A 17,658-nucleotide genomic window follows, 5' to 3' on the forward strand; every position below is an offset into this window, starting at 1 on the left:
GCCCCGAAGCGGCCTCCCGCAGCAAAGCGCCCGGTCCAGATCGCACCGGCTACGCCCGCGCCGCCGCCTGCCGCGGCGAGTGCGCCAGCAGCCGCGAACCAGGAATGAGCTGATGACGGCGGCTTGAGCCGTCGTCATTGCACCGTTCCGGGCAGTAAATCCCGATATCCACTGCCGCCGATATCGCTCCCTTTCCAAAGCGCCCGCCGGCCGCTACATCCGGCGCATGCCGCTTCATCTCATCAAGCTCGCCGTCGGTTGCGACTCGGTCAAGGAACTCAAAGGCTGGGTCGCCGAACGGATGACGACCGCGAAGAAAAAGGGCCTGCCCCTCCGTCACGTCCACATCACGCGGATGACGCCGAAGCGCGAGGAGGAGATCCTCGCCGGCGGCTCGCTGTATTGGGTGATCCGTGGCGAGATCGCCGCGCGCGAGAAGATCATCGCGATCGAGCCGTTCCGCGACAAGGACGGTATCGGACGCTGCCGGCTGGTGATGCAGCCCAAGGTGATCGCCGTCTCGCCGCGGCCGATGCGGCCGTTCCAGGGCTGGCGCTACCTGACCGCGGACTCCGCACCCGCAGATCTCACCAAGTCGAGTGCAGCCAGCGTGGCGTCGATGCCGGAACCGATGCGCCGCGAGTTGCGCGACCTCGGATTACTCTAAAGGGGCGCCGTGATCAGGTGCAGCCGCGTCCATTCGGACGGTGGCAGATCGACGTTCTGTGCGGCCGCCGCACTTTGCTCCATGATATCGATCAGATCGTCCAGGCTCGCATCCGGTTTGCGCGTGAACCGCTTCACACTTGTGCGGACCTCGCATTAGACCGCGATGTTGTCGATCAGGCGCGTGCTGCCGATCCTTGCCGCCACCAGCATCCGCATCGGGCCGTCCTTCAGCGACCCGATCGGCGCCAGCGAGGCAGCGTGGCGGACCTCGAGATAATCCAGCACGAAGCCGGCCTTGGTGATCTGCGCCGCTCCGGCGGCCATGGCGGTCGCGGCGTCCTCACCGGCACGCAGGCGGCCTGCCGCTTCCTTCATCGCACGGTTGAGCTCGGGGGCCGCGCGCCGTTCCTCCGCCGAGAGGTAGACGTTGCGCGAGGACATCGCGAGGCCGTCGCGTTCGCGCACCGTCTTCGACCCGATCACCTTGACGCCGAGGTCGAGGTCCGCGGCCATCTGGGTCACGACCCGAAGCTGCTGAAAGTCCTTCTCGCCGAAGATCGCAACATCGGGCCGGACTTGGGTGAACAGCTTGCCGACCACGGTGGCGACGCCGCCGAAGAAATGCGGTCGGAAGCGATCCTCCAATCCGGCGGTGGCCGGTCCCTCCGGCACGATCTTTGTGGCGAAGCCGTCGGGGTACATCGCCTTCACCTCGGGATGCCAGATCAGGTCGACGCCTTCGGCGGCGAGCTTGGCGACGTCTTCCTTCCAGGTGCGCGGATACGAACCGAAATCTTCGGTCGGCGCGAACTGGGTCGGGTTGACGAAGATCGAGACGACGACCCGCTTGGCGCGGCGCTTGGCGAGCCGCACCAGCGACACATGGCCGTCATGGAGGGCTCCCATGGTCGGGACCAGCGCGACGGTCGCCTTCTTGGCGCGCAGGGTGTCGACGGCGCGACGAAGGGCGGGGACGGTACGGACGACGGTGGGATTTCTCGGCATCTGGTCTCGACTCGTGGGGCAAGCTGGGTGGGGGGAATCCGAGTGGAACATTTGGCGTTCGGCAGGTAGTGCAGCTTACCAAGTCCGAACCGCTATCGGCAAACCACCGCGCAAGCATTACTCGATCTCGCACGCGCATGGATCGCAGGCCGCGTGCCGCCGATCGACGCAGCCGGCTTGCGCGTTCGATTCATCATTAAGGACGGCTGCAATTGATTTCCTTGCGCAGTGATGCATTTCACTTGACCGCAGCCGTGCGCGATTTGAAGATCAATGCGGGGATTGAATCATGTTGGTGCAGGCTAGTCAGGGTCAATCCGGCTCCGCACATGTCGTGGTGCTCGGCAACGAGAAGGGTGGTTCGGGCAAGTCGACCACCGCCCTGCATATCGCCGTTGCGCTCCTGAAGGCCGGACAGCGCGTTGCCAGCATCGATCTCGACTGCCGCCAGCAGAGTTTCACCCGCTACATCAACAATCGTCAGGCCTGGGCACGGCGTTCCGGGCTCGATCTCGAACTCCCCGCGCATTATTGCATCAAGTACGGCGAGACGATGCAGATCGAGGAGAACGAGAACACCGAATTCCAGCAGTTCATGGCCGCGGTGAGCGCGGTGGAACGTGCCTATGATTTCATCGTCATCGATACCCCGGGCTCCGACAGCTACCTGATGCGGCTCGCGCATTCGATGGCCGACACGCTGGTGACACCGATCAACGACAGCTTCCTCGATTTCGACGTGCTGGGCACCGTCGATCCCGCGACCTATGCGGTGATCGGGGAGAGCCATTACGCGGAGATGGTGCGCGACACCAGGCGCAAGCGCCGCCAGCTCGACGGGGCCTCGACCGACTGGATCGTGGTGCGCAACCGGCTGTCGATGCTCGGCTCGCGCAACAAGCAGCTGGTCGCCGACGGCTTGAAGCAGCTGTCGCTGCGGCTCGGGTTCCGTGCGGTCGACGGCTTTGCCGAGCGGGTGGTCTACCGCGAATTCTTCCCGCGCGGGCTGACGGCGCTCGACGACATCGACGAAGCGACGCTCGGCACCCGTCCGAGCCTCGGGCACGTCACCGCCCGCGAGGAGGTGATGGGTCTGCTGCGCCAGCTCAAGCTGCCGCTCGACGAGCGCGGCCGCCGCCGCGCCGCCAACCGGGCCGAATGGTTCAGCCAGGTCGACAAGCCGCTGGAAGTCGACGACATCATCGGCAGCTAGGGCGTTTTCGAGCGAAGTGGGGCCCGGTTCGCGTGAAGAAAACGCGTTAACACTGGAATCCAGAGCCTGTTCAGATTCAATCGGAACGGGACTCCGGCGTCGGCGCGGCGGAGCGGGCCTATCGGTTCGGCTTCAGCACCGTCATCTTGAACGGCCCGCCATTGGCGGCGGCATGCGCGACCGCGTCGTTGGCGTGTTCGAGATCGAAGGTCGTGACCTCGAATTGATCGAGCCGCAACAGTCCGGCGCGCGCGAGGTTGACGAGGCCGAATGTCGCCTCCGGCGGATACATCCAGACGCCGTGAATGCTGATGCATTCGCGCATGATCCAGGGGTAGGGCAGGTCGAGCCCCGGTCCGCCCTGCATTCCGACGCCGCCCATCAGCACGATCCGGCCATAGGGACGCACCGTCATGATCGCGGCGCGGACGGTCGGCGTCGTCACCGATGGCGGCATCAGGTCGAGCACGCAGTCGATCGGACCAGGTGAAGCCTGCCGCATGCGCTGGCGATCGTCGTCTTCGTTACCGCTGAGCCTGACCGGCCGCACGCGCGGTCCGAAGCGGCGGACCAGATCGGCCAACACTCTCTCGTTGCGGCCTGGCGCGACCACGCAGGCGGCGCCCATCGCGAGCGCGACGGCGACCGCGGCGCTGCCGAAATTGCCGGTCGCACCGCTCACCAGCACGGTCTCGCCCGGCTGCAGCCGCGCTGCCAGGAAGCCGCCATAAGGCACCAGGCAGGTGCCGAGCGCGCACCATGATGGCGCGTCGGCCGGATCGATGGTGCCGATCCGCTTGACGTTCTCGGTCGGCACCAGCGTCTGCTCGGCAAACGAGCCGTGGCGGAAGTGGCGTTGCAGGCGCAGTCCGCCTTCACCGCGCGCGCTCCAGCCCTGCAGGGTGATGTCGGGCGAGATGCTGTCGTCGCGCGAGCGGAAGGTTGGATCGCAGTACACCCAATCGCCGGCGGCGAGGTGGGTCGCGTCCGGCCCGACGGCGCGCACCCGTCCGATGGCGCCGGGACCTGGAACGGTCGGCAGCTCGAGCAGGTAACTGCGCGCGCCGCTGAAGACCTCGTTGGCGTAGGACAGCACGCGCGTCGCGACCACGTCGACGAGGACTTCGCCCGTTCCCATCACGGGTGGCGGGATCTCCTCGATCGCGAGCGGCGAGCCGAACGATTTCAGGATTGCTGCTTTCATCTGATCTGGCCCTTGGTTGAGGCCGGCATGATCAGTGGGCGCGTTGCGGCCAACAAGACCTGGTATTATCCTAGGACTGTTGAACCCCCTCAAGAGGTCCGGCGATGGCCAGTCCGCGGCAAGGCGAGCTCGGAGATTTCCTACGATCGCGGCGCGAGAAGCTCACGCCAAAACTGGTCGGCATCCCGGCCGGGCGGCGGCGCCGCACGCCCGGACTGCGCCGCGAGGAGGTGGCCGACCTCGCCGGCATCGGGGTCGATTGGTATGTGCGGCTTGAGCAGGGCCGCTCGGTGAGCCCGTCGGCCGCGACGATCGACGCGCTGGCGCGGGCGCTGCGGCTGAGCAAGGCCGAGCACACCCATTTGCGCGCGCTCGCCAAGGAGGGCGACCGACGGCTGTTCGTGCCTGAGGTGGTGCCGCCCGAGATTCGGCGCGCGGTCGAAAGCCTCAACCAGCCCGCCTATGTGACGGGACGGCGATGGGACGTGCTGGCGTGGAATGCGGCAGCCGAGGACGTCTTCGCCTTCGGCCGCCTTCCCGAGAACGAGCGCAATACCTTGATCTGCATGCTGACCAATCCCGAGACCCGCCGGCTGTTTGCCGCAAGCTGGGCCGAGGAGGCGCGCAGGATGGTGACGCAGTTCCGCAGGACTCACGACCTCTGGGCCGGGGATCCAGCCTTCGTCGACCTGCTGGCGAGGCTCCGCCTGGGCTGTCCCGAGTTCGATGCCTGGTGGGGAACCCATGATGTCAGCAGCAGCGTCGCCGGGCGGAAGGTTCTCAGCCACCCCAGGCGCGGCAGGCTCAATTTTGAGTACGCCAGCTTCCAGGCCAACGACGATCCCGGCCTGAAGCTGATTATTTACAGCGAGATCGGTTGAAATCCGTGTTTTTCCGGTGAATTCGGCCACATCGCGGCCAAAAAGCCGGAACAAAGCAGCCGAAATCCAGTTTTTCCTCAACGTCGATCCAAGGGCGATCCAAGGCTTGAACGCAACCTTGGGAACTCACGTCGAAGGGGAGAGGAGAGCACGAGCCGTCGCGGCGAGGCGTGTGCACCTGCACAAACTATAGGTGCGGCGCACAACGTTATGCCACCGAAGCCACAATATTTGGACTTCCTGTCACGGCGCTGTGACATATATTCTCACAAGGAGGCCGAAGAGCCTCCGGCCAAAATCGCCCTGTAAAAGGCAGGCACCTCGAGGACGTCATGAAGCGTGGAATTCTCGTTCTGCTTTCGCTCTCCGTAGTGATCACGGGTGCGTATTTCACCGCGAGCAAGTGGGCGATCCGTCACGAAACCCTCATGTTCAAGGATCCGACCCGCGATGAGCGGCCGGTCGCGGTCGACGTTGCCGTGCGCTTCGACAAGGAGATGCAGGCCGACGCCGGCATGATCAAGCTCCCGGTTGCGATCCTCAATCATGGCAATACCGTCAAATTTACCGAATATTCCTTCCTCGCGAATGTGTTCGCGGCGCGCGGCTATCTGACCATCAGCATTCAGAACGACCTGCCGTCGGATGGACCGATGGTGACCAAGGTCGGCGAGCTCTATGTCGGGCGCCTGCCGCAGTATCAGCGCGGCATCACCAACATCAAATTCGCGATCGAGGAGATGAAGAAGCGTCAGCCGAACGCGGACTACAGCAAGCTGACGATGGTCGGCCATTCCAACGGCGGCGACATCGCGATGTATTTCGCCAAGCAGTATCCGGACGAGATCAAGAAGGTCGTCACGCTGGACAATCTTCGCGTGCCGTTCATGACCGACGGCAAGTTCAAGATCCTCTCGTTCCGGTCGCACGATCAGCACTTCAAGCCCGATCCGGGCGTGGTGCCGGACGAGGAGGAGTGTGAGAAGGCCGGCATCACCGTTGTGAACACCAACTTCCAGCACAACGACATGCGCGACACCGGACCCGAGAAGGCCAAGGACTCGATCCAGGCGATGCTCGATAAATTCCTGGCCGACACCGACAGCGATGTCGCGGCGGTCGATACCAGGAATTCGCCGCCGAAGATTCTGGAGCCGGGTCCGGTCTCGCTCTACGTGCCGGTCGAGAAGGCGCAGACGTTTGGCGAGAAGGTCAAGAAGTCGCTGTCGCTGACCAAGACCGAGACCAAGAAGGGTCCGTCGGTCACGAACTGACAGGGCCGCCTGAGATCCGATCCGGGCCGGCGGGCGCGTCACGTTGACCAATCCGATGCCGCGGCCCACATAGTGTTTGCTGTACGAGGCAAGCGCTGATGGCTGGCAAGACGATCAAACCGACATCCGGAGGCGACGTGCGCCCGGCCAATGCGCCTGGCGTGCCGGCGTCGAGCGCCAATGACATCGCCGCGTTCGTGGCGAAGGCGCGCGCGATGTCGCCGCATCGCGCCGGCGCACGCGGCAGGCTGGTGTTCGCGCTCGACGCCACGATGAGCCGGCAGCCGACATGGGACATGGCCTGCACGCTGCAAGCGGACATGTTCCGCGAGGCCGGCTCGCTCGGCAGCCTCGATATCCGCCTCGTCTACTATCGCGGCTTCAACGAGTGCCGTGCCTCGGGCTGGATCTCCGACAGCGCGCAGCTCGCGCGGCTGATGAGCAAGATCGACTGCCAGGGCGGCAATACCCAGATCGGCAAGGTGTTGTCGGAGACCCGCCGCGAGGCGGTCGCGGCAGGCGTGCGCGCGCTGGTGTTCGTGGGCGACGCGATGGAGGAGAACGCCGACGCGCTGTGCGCAAGCGCCGGAGAGCTCGGCCTGCTCAAGGTGCCGGTCTTCATGTTCCAGGAGGGCGCGGACGCCACTGCCGAGCAGACGTTCCGCGAGATCGCGCGGCTGACCGGCGGCGCATGGTGCAGGTTCGATCCCGGCGCGGCGGCACAGCTCCGCGAGCTGCTGCGCGCCGCCGCGGCCTATGCCGCCGGCGGCCGCAAAGCGCTGCTGCAGCTGGCGAAGACGACGAGCGGCGCGGCCCGGCTGATCGGCCAGATGAAATAGGGCGCCGCCGGATCAGGCTCCGCCCGACGTCACGGCTTTGGCGATTGCGTCGAGCAGCGCCGACATACTGGCTGTGACCTGTTGGGTCGCTTCCGCGATGCCGTTCCGTTCGGCGAGCCAGGCCGGATCGTTGTAGGAGAACCAGCAGTCGCCGGCTTCGTCCTGCCAGACCAATGCCTTGAGCGGCAGATCGATCCCGATGGTCTGCGCAGCCTGCATCAAGGGCGTGCCGCCCTTCGCGTTGCCAAACACGAACAGCTCGGTCGGACGGAGCGCAAGACCGGCGCCGGCGGCGCCCGCGGCATGATCGATCTGCGCAAACAAGGTCAGCCCGCGCGCCTGCAATTCGGCCTTGAGGCGGTCGGCGGTTTGCTTCGGCCCGACATGACTGCGAAGGCTGATCAGTCCGTCAATCGCCATTGAGCTTCCTCCAGCGCGATTGCTGGAAGCTACTCAATCGCAGGGGACGGCGCCACGCGATGCGACTTCACGCTCCAGTGAGACGAAGCTTCGCATGCTTTTTGTCGCCGGGCCGCTTATATTCCGCGCATGCCAACCCTGATCGCCGGCGTCATCGCCGTTGTCGTCCTTTATTCCGCGCTGCAGATGTTTCGTGCGGCCAATCCGGCCGTGCTTGCACGTGCGATCAAGATCGTGGGCGGGGTGCTTGCGCTTGCCGTTGCGGCCTTTACCGGGGTGCGGGGCGAACTGGCGGTGGCAATCCCGCTCGGCATCTTCGGCGCCGGATTGCTCGGCTGGTCGCCGTTCGGGAGTACCGGCTTTCCCAATTTCGGCGGCATGTTCGGCGGTTCGCGCAATCAGGGACAGAGCTCGCGGGTGCGCTCGCAATATCTCGACATGAGCCTCGATCACGACAGCGGCGTGCTCAAGGGCCAGATCGTGGCGGGACCGCAGGCCGGCCGCATGCTCGACGAGTTCGACCTGTCGCAGCTTCTGGCGATGGTGCCGGGCTTCGACGCCGAAAGCGTCGCGCTACTTGAAAGCTATCTGGACCGCCGCTTTCCCGCCTGGCGTCAGGACGCACAGGGCGACCGGACAGGGGGGCAGGGCCGCGCGCCGACGAGTGGCAAAATGACGAACGAGGAGGCCTATCAGATCCTTGGCCTGCAGCCGGGAGCGTCGCGTGACGACATCAGCCGGGCTCACCGCACCCTGATGAAGAAACTCCATCCCGACCAGGGGGGCTCGACGTATCTCGCTGCCCGTGTGAACGAGGCCAAGGATACTTTGCTTCGCACGCATCTCTAACTCCGGCTACGCTACTGACGCCATAGCCGAGAGCTGCCTTCCGTTTCTGATTGATGCCCCGTGTGGCCCGCCGCTGTCCGGCGTGGCTGATCGTTCTTTTGGGAAAACTTAACCGTAAAATCTTGACGAGAAGTTTCATGGTTGCGCCGCGCGCCGACAGGCCGGCCGTTGGCGCGGCGGCCTGCCAAGCAAAAGGGCCGGCGCTTGCGGCGCCGGCCCTTTGAAATCAAGCGATCGCGTTGATCAGTTGCGAACGGTGATGCAGGAGATCTCGGCGCGCTTCAGCGTCTTGCACGCCGCTTCGGCCTGATCGCGCTCAAGGCCGGCAAAGCGGGCGCGGTAGAGCTTGCGATTGTCCTTGGCCACGACCTCGGTGAATGGGTCCGCCTTGCTGAGCAGGCCGCGCGCCGAGCTGCGCGCAAGGTCGATGCGCTTGTTGGCCTCGCCTTCGGACTCGAGCGCGCCAACCTGGATGATCCAGCCGGAGTGCGCAGCGCCTGGCTTGACGACGCTGGTCTGCGGGGCGGCCTGCAGGCTGCGGGTCGGCTCGATCGAGGCCACGGCCTGCGGCGCCGGAGCGGCGGCCGGTGCATGGACGGACGAGGCCGGCAGTACGCCGAGGATGCCGTTGCCGGTGCCGAAATTGGCCGGCTGCGGCGGCATCTCGGGCCTCGACGTCTCGGCAGCCCGCGCTATCATCGCGTTGGAGGTCTCGGGAACTTCGCCGCGGGACGGGATGGTGCTGGTGATCGGGGGGGCGGACTGTGCCGGGCCGGCGGCGGCGAGCTTGATCTGGCCGGCCTTGACCTGCACGGTTTTCACCTTGACCGGCTTCATCGGTTCGGCCGAGCCGGGGATCGCAGTGATCGGCTGGGTCTGGATCACGCCTGAGGTCAACGGGGCCGGCTCGGGCTTGGCCTGCGGCTCAGGCTTTGCCGGGGGCGGCGGCAGGGCAGCGGCGACGGCGGCCATCAGCGAGGGCTTGCTGGCCGGGCGCGGCGCCTGCACCGCGACCGCTGCCGCAGCAGGCTCCGACGCTGCGACCGGCGCGGTGTCCGCGCTGCGGGCGTTGTCGGCATCGGCAACCTCGACATTGGCGTCGGCCGGGTTGCGCTCGGTGATCGCGGCGGCAGTGCGGGTGGTCGCGCCCTTGCTGATGTTCTCGGCGAGGAGGTTGCGCATGATGGCGTCGCGGGAGCCGCCGCTGCGGCCGCCGAGCACCACGCCGACCAGGAAGCGATTGCCACGGTGGATCGAGGTCACGAGGTTGAAGCCGGAGGCGCGGGTGTAACCGGTCTTGATGCCGTCGACGCCTTCGACGCTGCCAAGCAGGCGATTGTGACCGGTGATCGTGTGGCCGCGGAAATTGAACGCCGTGGTCGAGAAGTAGCGATAGTAGCGCGGGAAGCGATCCTGGATGGCGCGGCCGAGCGTCGACTGATCGCGCGCGGTGGTGATCTGCTCGTCGTTGGGCAGGCCCGAGGCGTTGCGATAGGTGGTCCGGCTCATGCCGAGCGCGCGGGCCTTGCGGGTCATCATCCGGGCGAAGTCGTCTTCGCTGCCGCCGATCGCCTCGGCGATCACGACCGCAGCGTCATTGGCGGAGCGGGTGACGAGGCCCTTGATGGCGTCTTCGACCCTGATGGTCTGGCCGGGCCGCAGGCCGAGCTTGGTCGGGTCCTGCTCGGAGGCGTGCTCGGAAACCGGCATCTCGGTGTCGAGCTTCATCTTTCCGGAATCGAGGCGCTCGAACAGCAGATAGAGCGTCATGATCTTGGTGAGTGAGGCGGGGTGCCGCAGGCCGTCGGGACTGTTTGATGTCAGCACCGAGCCGGTGTTGCCGTCGACGATGATCGTCGCGAACTGCGGGCTGTAGCTTTCGCGCGCGGCCTCGCTGTGGTGGTGACGGGCGGTGTGGCGCCGGTGACGGCGCGCCTCCGCGCTATCACTGGTGATCAGGATCGCCGTCGTGACGGTAACGAGCCCAAGAACGCCAACTCGCAGCGCCCGCGAGGAGGCCAAGGTTGTTCGAAGCATCTACTTCCCCGTCCCAATTTCTATCTAGATCACTGGCTCGTGAGGCGAAATTGTGCCCAGCGGCCGTCGATCCTTGCCTGCGCAACAGACCACTTCGGGCAGAACCATCGGCCCTCGTGGCGGCTCAGGTCGCTCTTCTAGCTAAGGTGTTGTTCACAAACAGCTTTCAAGGCTGCCCGTCGGAAGGCGAACAAAGTCCGGGAATCAGGTTAGGCGGCCCGAGTTTCCAAAAGATTAAGCAACCGTTGCGTAGTCCCCCGGGGTTTATCGCAAATGCTCAGGATTCGGGCAAATGTCGTTGTGCGTCGCACAATATTTATTGACTTTATTGTGCGATGCGATATTCCAATCGCTGTCAGGGGGCCGGGAGCTTCCCGGCAATGGGAATTTGCGCCTTCAAGTCTGGGAAAAGGAATTCCATCCATGGTCAAGATCGAAGACATTCAGAACTACGGCAAAGAGCATTTCGAGTCCGTCACGGCGTCTGCGAACAACCTGCAGAGCGGCGTCCAGGCGATCGCCACCGCCTATGGCGACTATGCCAAGAAGTCCTTTGAGGACACCAAGTCGTTCGTCGAGAAGCTTTCTGGCGTGAAGTCGCTGGACAAGGCGCTCGAGGCGCAGACCGAGTTCCTGCGCTCGTCCTATGAGACCTTCGTCGCGGAATCGCAGAAGATCGCCGGCCTGTACAGCGACTGCGCCAAGCAGACCTTCAAGCCCTATGAGGGCCTGGTCTCCAAGTTCGCGCCTGCTCAGTAAGCGCCACTGATCAAGACAAACGAAAAGCCCGGCCGTTTCGGCCGGGCTTTTTTGTTGTGCGTGAAGCGGGCGGCTATTTCGCCAGCCGCAACTTGCTGAGAGCAGTGCCGATCGTGTTGAACGTCGTCACGATCTGGGTCGAACTGGTCAGCATGAAGAACTTGTCAGGGCTGCTGGCGCAGTTCTTCAGGACGGTCGAGGTCGGATCGGCGGGCGAGCTGGTGTTCACCTGGATGGTGTAGATCGTGTACATCGGCGCCCCGTTGGCATCCTTCGCGTTCTGCAGGTTCTGGCACTGCAGGGTCTGCCTTGCGTCGATCGGATTGCCTGAGGCCTGCGAACTGCCGTCGCCGTAATCGGGCCAGCGGTCTTGGGTATTCAAACCGTCGGACAGCAGGATGATGACCCGGTTGTAGGTGGTGTTGGAGTCCTCCGCCGGTGTATTCAGCGGACCGCCCACCAGGAGGGACTGCCACGCCACGGCCAATCCGATCGACTGGTCGGTGCCGCCGGTCGGCTGCATCGCATTGACGGCGGTCTTGAGCGCACTCCAATTGTAGCTTAGCGGAATGACGGGCTCGAGCGGTGTCGATGCGCTGCTGCTGCAAAACGAGTTGCTACCCCAGGTGTCGAAATACTCGTTGGCCGGAAACAGCGTCGTCACGTCGGATGACGCCGGCAGCACGCCCGTTGCATCGTTCGGCTGGGTGCGGTCTGCGACGCAGCCGGTCCAGGTACTGATCGGGTTGGTGGAGGGCTGGCGCCAGTCATTTGCGACCCCCACAGCGTTGGGGGTCCAGACGTGGTCCTTGTTGGGGGTATTGCTGTTATCCTTGAAACCGACGATGGCGGAAACTCTGGGTTGATTCGAATTGTCCGTCAGGTCGTTAGGCCCAGGCTGTGTCCAGTTGTGAACATAGGTCCATCCGGTACAGGACTTGCCGGTGCCGGTGCCGGTGCAAGTGCAACCCGAGACGCTGGAACCAGAGAGGTTCTTTGGGCAGCTGCAGTTCGAGCTTCCGCTGCAGAATTTCTCCTGGAGGCCGGTTGGTTCGCTGCTCCAGCAGCCGTTGTACTTTGCCTGGGTGTTGTTGTCGGCGGTCGGGCAAATTGGATTTTGGACGGATGCGCCGTTCACTGTGACCGTCGTCGACGGAATCGTTGACGTAGTCGAACTGTTGCTTGCTGTGGGACCAGTTTTACAAACGAAGCCACCGTTTGCGGCGCCATTCGTATTGCCAGTGGTGTTCGTGAACGGGCATCTCGAACCAGGTCCCACGGCATGCCAGTTGATGGGAAGCGTCGCGACACTCTGTCCGTTGGCGGGCTGGGTGGTGGGCGGATTTAGCCAGTCGGTCCAGTCGATCCAGCTCTGGCCGTAGTTGCTGGAGCCGACATTGACGTCCTTGGCGAACGGGATAACGGAAATATAGACGTCGCCGTTGTTCTTGCTCAGCGCGCTGAGCTGATCGATCAGGCCGCCGGATCCCGCCACCGCGTTGCGCAGCGCGGTAATCTTGCCGTTGTCCGCCATCGATCCCGTGTTGTCGAGGGCGAGGGCGACGCGCATCTTGACGTTGCCCCAGGTGGTGGTGGTCGAGGTACCGAAATTCATTTTCTGGAAATTGCCGCCGGACAGATCGGCAAACTTCATGAAATAGGTGTTGATGTAGCCGGACCCGCTCAGGAGAATGGTCGCCGCCGCGTTCGCGGTCGGGGTCGTGTAGGTGGCCGAGACGGAAATGCCCTTGCCGTCCTTGTTGGTGAAGAGACTGTTGAAATAGGTCTGTGCTTTGCTCGGGATCTGCGCGGCCGTGATGTTGCCCATGGTCAGATCCTTGGACAGCATCAGCGCGGTGGAATCGAGGGCCGCCTGCATCGCGGTGCGGGCGTTGTTGGCGCGGGTATAGTCGATCGCAGCGCCCACGAAGGCGAGGATCGGCAGGACGGCAAGGGTGAAGATCACCGCCACATTACCGTCGGTTGCCCTGGAAAACCGACGCACAGCCTTGCGGACGCGGCTGGAAATGGCTGAACCAAGCATGGCACTCTCGTCAAAATGGATTGCGCGGCCATATCCAACTGCGCGGCTAAACAGATGGTGAATCGGGCTAGGGAAACCCTGCGGGCGGCCCGGCAGGCGATCAAAGGCGGGGCCAAAGCACGCACTATCATCAATGCCGGCTAAATTGGATGCCCGACTCCTTTGTCAAATCAGGCAGAAATGATTAACCTTCCGAGGGTTGCCGCGCCGGGAATCGGACCGGTGGGCTGCGGCGGGTCTGCGCTTGCGGCAGGGCGTCGTGAGGCCCATATTCGGGAGGTCGATCCGGCCGCCGGATCGGACCGGGAGCGGCAATCTGGAAAGCATTGCTGGGGGTTCCGCGATCAGTCTTGCGGCAATCGCGACCACCTTCCAATCGCCAACCGGTTTCCCGCCAGTTTCCCTTGGGGAATTCGAACGCCTGAGCCATGCTGCGATACACGTTGACAGTCCCGATCTCCGAGCCGGTTTCGGCCATGCCCGCGGTGTCCGCCGCGCCGGTGCCGAAAATGAGCAATGACGACAACCGCAATGGAGCGGGCAGCGGCCCGTCGACCTCGGTCATCACCAAGGTCAAGCCGAAGACCAAGCGCCCGAACCTGTATCGCGTCCTGATCCTGAACGACGACTACACGCCGATGGAGTTCGTGGTTCACGTGCTGGAACGGTTCTTCAACAAGGACGCCGAGGCAGCGACCAAAATCATGCTGCACGTTCACCATCACGGGATCGGTGAGTGCGGCGTGTTTACCTATGAGATCGCCGAGACCAAGGTGACGCAAGTCATGGACTTCGCGCGCAAGCATCAGCATCCGCTGCAATGTGTGATGGAAAAGAAATAGTTCGCGGGAACGATTGACCTGCCGCGGGAAGCGGAACGGGTTTTGCATCGCGTTTTGACGGCGGCGAACGGCGTTCCCGTATGATCACGGGGCGCGGCCGGACAGCGTTCCGGTGCCCCGAATTTAGAAGAAAACCATCATCGCGGGACCGGTCTTTCGCCACGATCCGTCGTAACTATATCAATGGCGATCACGAAGGTTGTTATTGCCTGACCCGGTAATGGCGATCATGATGGCCGGGGGCCATAGAGGACGCGAATGCCTACTTTTTCCCAAAGCCTAGAACAATCCTTGCATCGTGCATTGGCGATCGCGAACGAGCGTCACCATCAATACGCGACGCTCGAACACCTTCTGCTGTCGCTGATCGATGACTCGGATGCGGCGGCGGTGATGCGGGCCTGCAGCGTCGATCTCGACAAGCTGAGGACGAGCCTCGTCAATTATCTCGAGACCGAATTCGAAAACCTGGTGACTGACGGCGCTGACGACGCGAAGCCGACCGCCGGGTTCCAGCGCGTGATCCAGCGCGCGGTGATCCATGTCCAGTCGTCCGGTCGCGAGGAAGTGACCGGCGCCAATGTCCTGATCGCGATCTTCGCCGAGCGCGAGAGCCACGCCGCGTATTTCCTGCAGGAGCAGGACATGACGCGCTACGACGCCGTCAACTACATCAGCCACGGCATCGCCAAGCGGCCCGGCGTGTCCGAGGCGCGGCCGGTGCGCGGCGTCGACGAGGAAACCGAGGCCAAGGGCAACGAGGACGCCAAGAAGAAGGGCGAGGCGCTCGAGACCTATTGCGTCAACCTCAACAAGAAGGCGCGCGACGGCAAGATCGATCCGGTGATCGGCCGCAATGCCGAGATCAACCGCGCGATCCAGGTCCTGTGCCGCCGCCAGAAGAACAACCCGCTGTTCGTCGGCGAAGCCGGCGTCGGCAAGACCGCGATCGCCGAAGGCCTCGCCAAGCGCATCGTCGACAGCGATGTGCCTGAGGTGCTGGCGGCCGCGACCGTGTTCTCGCTCGACATGGGCACGCTGCTCGCGGGCACCCGTTACCGCGGTGATTTCGAGGAGCGGCTCAAGCAGGTCCTGAAGGAGCTGGAGGCGCATCCGAACGCCATCCTGTTCATTGACGAGATCCACACCGTGATCGGCGCGGGCGCAACCTCCGGCGGCGCGATGGATGCTTCCAATCTGCTGAAGCCCGCGCTGGCTTCGGGCACGATCCGCTGCATGGGCTCGACCACCTACAAGGAATACCGTCAGCACTTTGAGAAGGACCGCGCGCTGGTGCGGCGCTTCCAGAAGATCGACGTCAACGAGCCGACGGTGGAAGACGCGATCGCGATCCTCAAGGGCCTCAAGCCCTATTTCGAGGATTACCATCGGCTGAAATACACCAATGAGGCGATCGAGGCGGCGGTGCAGCTGTCGTCGCGCTACATCCACGACCGCAAGCTGCCCGACAAGGCGATCGACGTGATCGACGAGTCCGGCGCGGCGCAGATGCTGGTCGCCGAGAGCAAGCGCAAGAAGACGATCGGCATCAAGGAGATCGAGACCACGATCGCGACCATGGCGCGGATCCCGCCGAAGAGCGTGTCGAAGGACGATGCCGAGGTGCTGAAGCATCTCGAGCAGACCCTGAAGCGCACGGTGTTCGGCCAGGACAAGGCGATCGAGTCGCTGGCGGCGTCGATCAAGCTGGCACGTGCCGGCTTGCGCGAGCCGGAGAAGCCGATCGGCAGCTATTTGTTCTCGGGTCCGACCGGCGTCGGCAAGACCGAGGTGGCCAAGCAACTCGCGGCGTCACTCGGTGTCGAGCTGCTGCGCTTCGACATGTCCGAATACATGGAGCGGCACACCGTGTCGCGCCTGATCGGCGCGCCTCCCGGCTATGTCGGCTTCGACCAGGGCGGTTTGCTCACCGATGGCGTGGACCAGCATCCGCATTGCGTCGTGCTGCTCGACGAAATCGAGAAGGCGCATCCGGATCTGTACAACGTGCTGCTGCAGATCATGGACCATGGCCGGCTCACCGACCATAACGGCAAGCAGGTCAACTTCCGCAACGTGATCCTGATCATGACCACGAACGCGGGCGCGGCTGACCTCGCGCGGCAGGCCTTCGGCTTCACCCGCTCGAAGCGGGAAGGCGACGATCACGAGGCGATCAACCGGCAGTTCGCGCCGGAGTTCCGCAATCGGCTGGATGCGATCGTCTCGTTCGCGCACCTCAACGCCGAGGTGATCGGCATGGTGGTCGAGAAGTTCGTGCTTCAGCTCGAGGCGCAACTCGCCGACCGCGACGTCACGATCGAGCTGTCCGAGCCCGCCAAGGCCTGGCTGATCGAGCACGGCTATGACGAGCAGATGGGCGCGCGTCCGATGGCCCGCATCATCCAGGAGCACATCAAGAAGCCGCTCGCGGATGAAGTGCTGTTCGGCCACCTCAAGGGCGGCGGACACGTCCGTGTCGTCCTGGTCAAGGACGAAGCGACCGCCAAGGACAAGATCGGCTTCGAATATGTCGAGGGCCCGGTCACGCCGAAGCCCGAGAACCTGCCGCCGCGCAAGCGCAAGCCGCCGAAGGGCGGCCCGAACAACGGCGGCGGAGGCGGCACCAAGGGGCCAGCCTCAAAGGGGCCGATGGTCAAGGCCTGACGGGCTGCATAATCAAAAAGGCCGGCTCTGAGCCGGCCTTTTTCGTGTGGCAGCCGGTGTTTTCCGTCGGTCGCGCATGCCGTCGGACCGGCGTTACACGCGGCCGGCCAGGAAATCCCGCGTTTGCGAATTCATCGGATAGGACAGTTCGATCCGCAGTTCCTGCAAACCGACATCCTGGGGCGTGCCGAACGTCGTGATCGTATTGAACAGGTGCAGCACGGTTCCATCGATTTTTAGCTGCAGCGGGACAATCGGGAGTTCGGTCCGCTCCTGATCGTCCGCCGCCAGGTCGCAGCCTGCGGACGGTCCGAACTCACTGAGCAGTGATGCGGAGGGTGACCGAGGATCGCCGCGCGCCTCGTTGCGAAGCCGCGCGAGCAGGCGTGGCGCCACCGCCTGCCAGTTCAGGATTCTCGGGCGCATTTGCGAAGGCTCGAACATCATGCGCATCAAATTGAGCGCGCCGTCCGCCTGCAGCGCGCGCAGCGTGGCTTCGTCGAAGCAGGCGGCGACGAGCCGCGCCGCGCCGTTATTGTGCATGACGACGCGCCACTGGCGGTCGACCACGAACGACGGATAGGGCTCGTGGTGGGTGATGATGCGCATGAGCGCCTCGCGCACGCTTGCCATCTCGGCAAGATCGAGCGATCGCTCCGGATAGAGCGCGGCATAACCGGCTGACGCCAGCAACTCGTTGCGTGCGCGCAAGGGAATATCCAGCGCATCGCAGAGCCGGATCAGCATCTCGCGGCTCGGAAGCGTGCGGCCGGACTCCAGGAAGCTGAGGTGGCGCTGCGAAATGTTGGCGGTGATCGCGAGGCTGAGCTGGCTCTCTCGCCGCCGCGTCCTCCATTCGCTCAGCCGCGCGCCGACGTGATCTGCCTGCAGCGGTTGTCGTCGCTTGCGTTCCGTCATGCGCGCGATCCTGTCCGGCCCGGTGGGCGCGTCCAAT

General features: G+C 64.2%; 16 protein-coding genes. 9 read left to right on the forward strand and 7 right to left on the reverse strand.

Going from position 1 to position 17,658, the window contains the following annotated elements; all coding sequences use genetic code 11:
* Positions 1-226 precede the first annotated feature (226 nt).
* Entirely contained in the window at positions 227-667 is a 441-nt protein-coding gene (locus Q0030_RS16225; protein WP_298368837.1) for a DUF1489 domain-containing protein, read from the forward strand.
* Here the strand turns inward: Q0030_RS16225 and Q0030_RS16230 are convergent.
* Together Q0030_RS16230 and panC are read right to left on the reverse strand one after the other, a co-directional pair.
* Positions 664-804: a hypothetical protein gene (locus Q0030_RS16230; protein WP_298368842.1), complete on the reverse strand. Its 141-nt coding sequence runs from the start codon at positions 802-804 to the stop codon at positions 664-666. The genes Q0030_RS16225 and Q0030_RS16230 overlap by 4 nt on opposite strands.
* Before the next feature lie 18 nt (positions 805-822).
* Positions 823-1,674, reverse strand: coding sequence for a pantoate--beta-alanine ligase (panC, locus tag Q0030_RS16235; protein ID WP_298368845.1), 852 nt, complete (start codon positions 1,672-1,674; stop codon positions 823-825).
* Between the two features lie 289 nt (positions 1,675-1,963).
* Between panC and Q0030_RS16240 the strand changes: the two genes are divergently transcribed.
* Positions 1,964-2,887, forward strand: coding sequence for a division plane positioning ATPase MipZ (locus Q0030_RS16240; RefSeq protein WP_298368847.1), 924 nt, complete (start codon positions 1,964-1,966; stop codon positions 2,885-2,887).
* Positions 2,888-3,005: 118 nt separating this feature from the next.
* On the opposite strand, the gene Q0030_RS16245 is transcribed toward Q0030_RS16240, so the two are convergent.
* Positions 3,006-4,091, reverse strand: coding sequence for a zinc-binding alcohol dehydrogenase family protein (locus Q0030_RS16245; RefSeq protein ID WP_298368850.1), 1,086 nt, complete (start codon positions 4,089-4,091; stop codon positions 3,006-3,008).
* Positions 4,092-4,195: 104 nt separating this feature from the next.
* On the opposite strand from Q0030_RS16245, the gene Q0030_RS16250 reads away from it, so the two are divergent.
* The 3 genes from Q0030_RS16250 (at position 4,196) to Q0030_RS16260 (ending at position 7,085) form a co-directional block, all read left to right on the forward strand.
* Positions 4,196-4,972, forward strand: coding sequence for a helix-turn-helix transcriptional regulator (locus tag Q0030_RS16250; RefSeq protein WP_298368852.1), 777 nt, complete (start codon positions 4,196-4,198; stop codon positions 4,970-4,972).
* Positions 4,973-5,304: 332 nt separating this feature from the next.
* Entirely contained in the window at positions 5,305-6,246 is a 942-nt protein-coding gene (locus Q0030_RS16255; protein ID WP_298368853.1) for an alpha/beta fold hydrolase, read from the forward strand.
* Positions 6,247-6,344: 98 nt separating this feature from the next.
* On the forward strand, positions 6,345-7,085 hold the full coding sequence (locus Q0030_RS16260; RefSeq protein WP_298368855.1) for a VWA domain-containing protein: 741 nt from the start codon (positions 6,345-6,347) through the stop codon (positions 7,083-7,085).
* Between the two features lie 12 nt (positions 7,086-7,097).
* On the opposite strand, the gene Q0030_RS16265 is transcribed toward Q0030_RS16260, so the two are convergent.
* Positions 7,098-7,505 carry a DUF302 domain-containing protein gene (locus Q0030_RS16265; RefSeq protein WP_298368858.1) on the reverse strand — a complete coding sequence of 136 codons (408 nt, stop codon included), beginning with the start codon at positions 7,503-7,505 and terminating at the stop codon, positions 7,098-7,100.
* Positions 7,506-7,634: 129 nt separating this feature from the next.
* Between Q0030_RS16265 and Q0030_RS16270 the strand changes: the two genes are divergently transcribed.
* Entirely contained in the window at positions 7,635-8,354 is a 720-nt protein-coding gene (locus Q0030_RS16270; RefSeq protein WP_298368861.1) for a DnaJ domain-containing protein, read from the forward strand.
* 243 nt (positions 8,355-8,597) lie between these two features.
* Here the strand turns inward: Q0030_RS16270 and Q0030_RS16275 are convergent, their stop codons facing one another.
* Positions 8,598-10,391 carry a D-alanyl-D-alanine carboxypeptidase gene (locus Q0030_RS16275; RefSeq protein ID WP_298368863.1) on the reverse strand — a complete coding sequence of 598 codons (1,794 nt, stop codon included), beginning with the start codon at positions 10,389-10,391 and terminating at the stop codon, positions 8,598-8,600.
* 423 nt (positions 10,392-10,814) lie between these two features.
* Here Q0030_RS16275 and Q0030_RS16280 point away from each other — a divergent pair, with 423 nt between their 5' ends.
* The gene (locus Q0030_RS16280; RefSeq protein WP_298368865.1) at positions 10,815-11,150 is read left to right on the forward strand and encodes a phasin family protein; all 336 of its coding nucleotides are present in this window, start codon (positions 10,815-10,817) and stop codon (positions 11,148-11,150) included.
* 73 nt (positions 11,151-11,223) lie between these two features.
* On the opposite strand, the gene Q0030_RS16285 is transcribed toward Q0030_RS16280, so the two are convergent.
* On the reverse strand, positions 11,224-13,122 hold the full coding sequence (locus Q0030_RS16285; RefSeq protein WP_298368868.1) for a Tad domain-containing protein: 1,899 nt from the start codon (positions 13,120-13,122) through the stop codon (positions 11,224-11,226).
* Positions 13,123-13,703: 581 nt separating this feature from the next.
* On the opposite strand from Q0030_RS16285, the gene clpS reads away from it, so the two are divergent.
* On the forward strand, positions 13,704-14,036 hold the full coding sequence (gene clpS / locus Q0030_RS16290; RefSeq protein WP_106318898.1) for an ATP-dependent Clp protease adapter ClpS: 333 nt from the start codon (positions 13,704-13,706) through the stop codon (positions 14,034-14,036).
* Positions 14,037-14,294: 258 nt separating this feature from the next.
* Positions 14,295-16,703 (forward strand): ATP-dependent Clp protease ATP-binding subunit ClpA, encoded by a 2,409-nt coding sequence (clpA, locus tag Q0030_RS16295; protein ID WP_298368870.1) that lies wholly within the window; start codon positions 14,295-14,297, stop codon positions 16,701-16,703.
* 93 nt (positions 16,704-16,796) lie between these two features.
* Here the strand turns inward: clpA and Q0030_RS16300 are convergent, their stop codons facing one another.
* Positions 16,797-17,657, reverse strand: a complete 861-nt coding sequence (locus Q0030_RS16300; protein ID WP_298368873.1) for a helix-turn-helix transcriptional regulator — start codon at positions 17,655-17,657, stop codon at positions 16,797-16,799.
* Between the last annotated feature and the right edge of the window lies 1 nt (position 17,658).

The sequence above is a fragment of the uncultured Bradyrhizobium sp. genome (assembly GCF_947648125.1).
GTDB lineage: Bacteria > Pseudomonadota > Alphaproteobacteria > Rhizobiales > Xanthobacteraceae > Bradyrhizobium.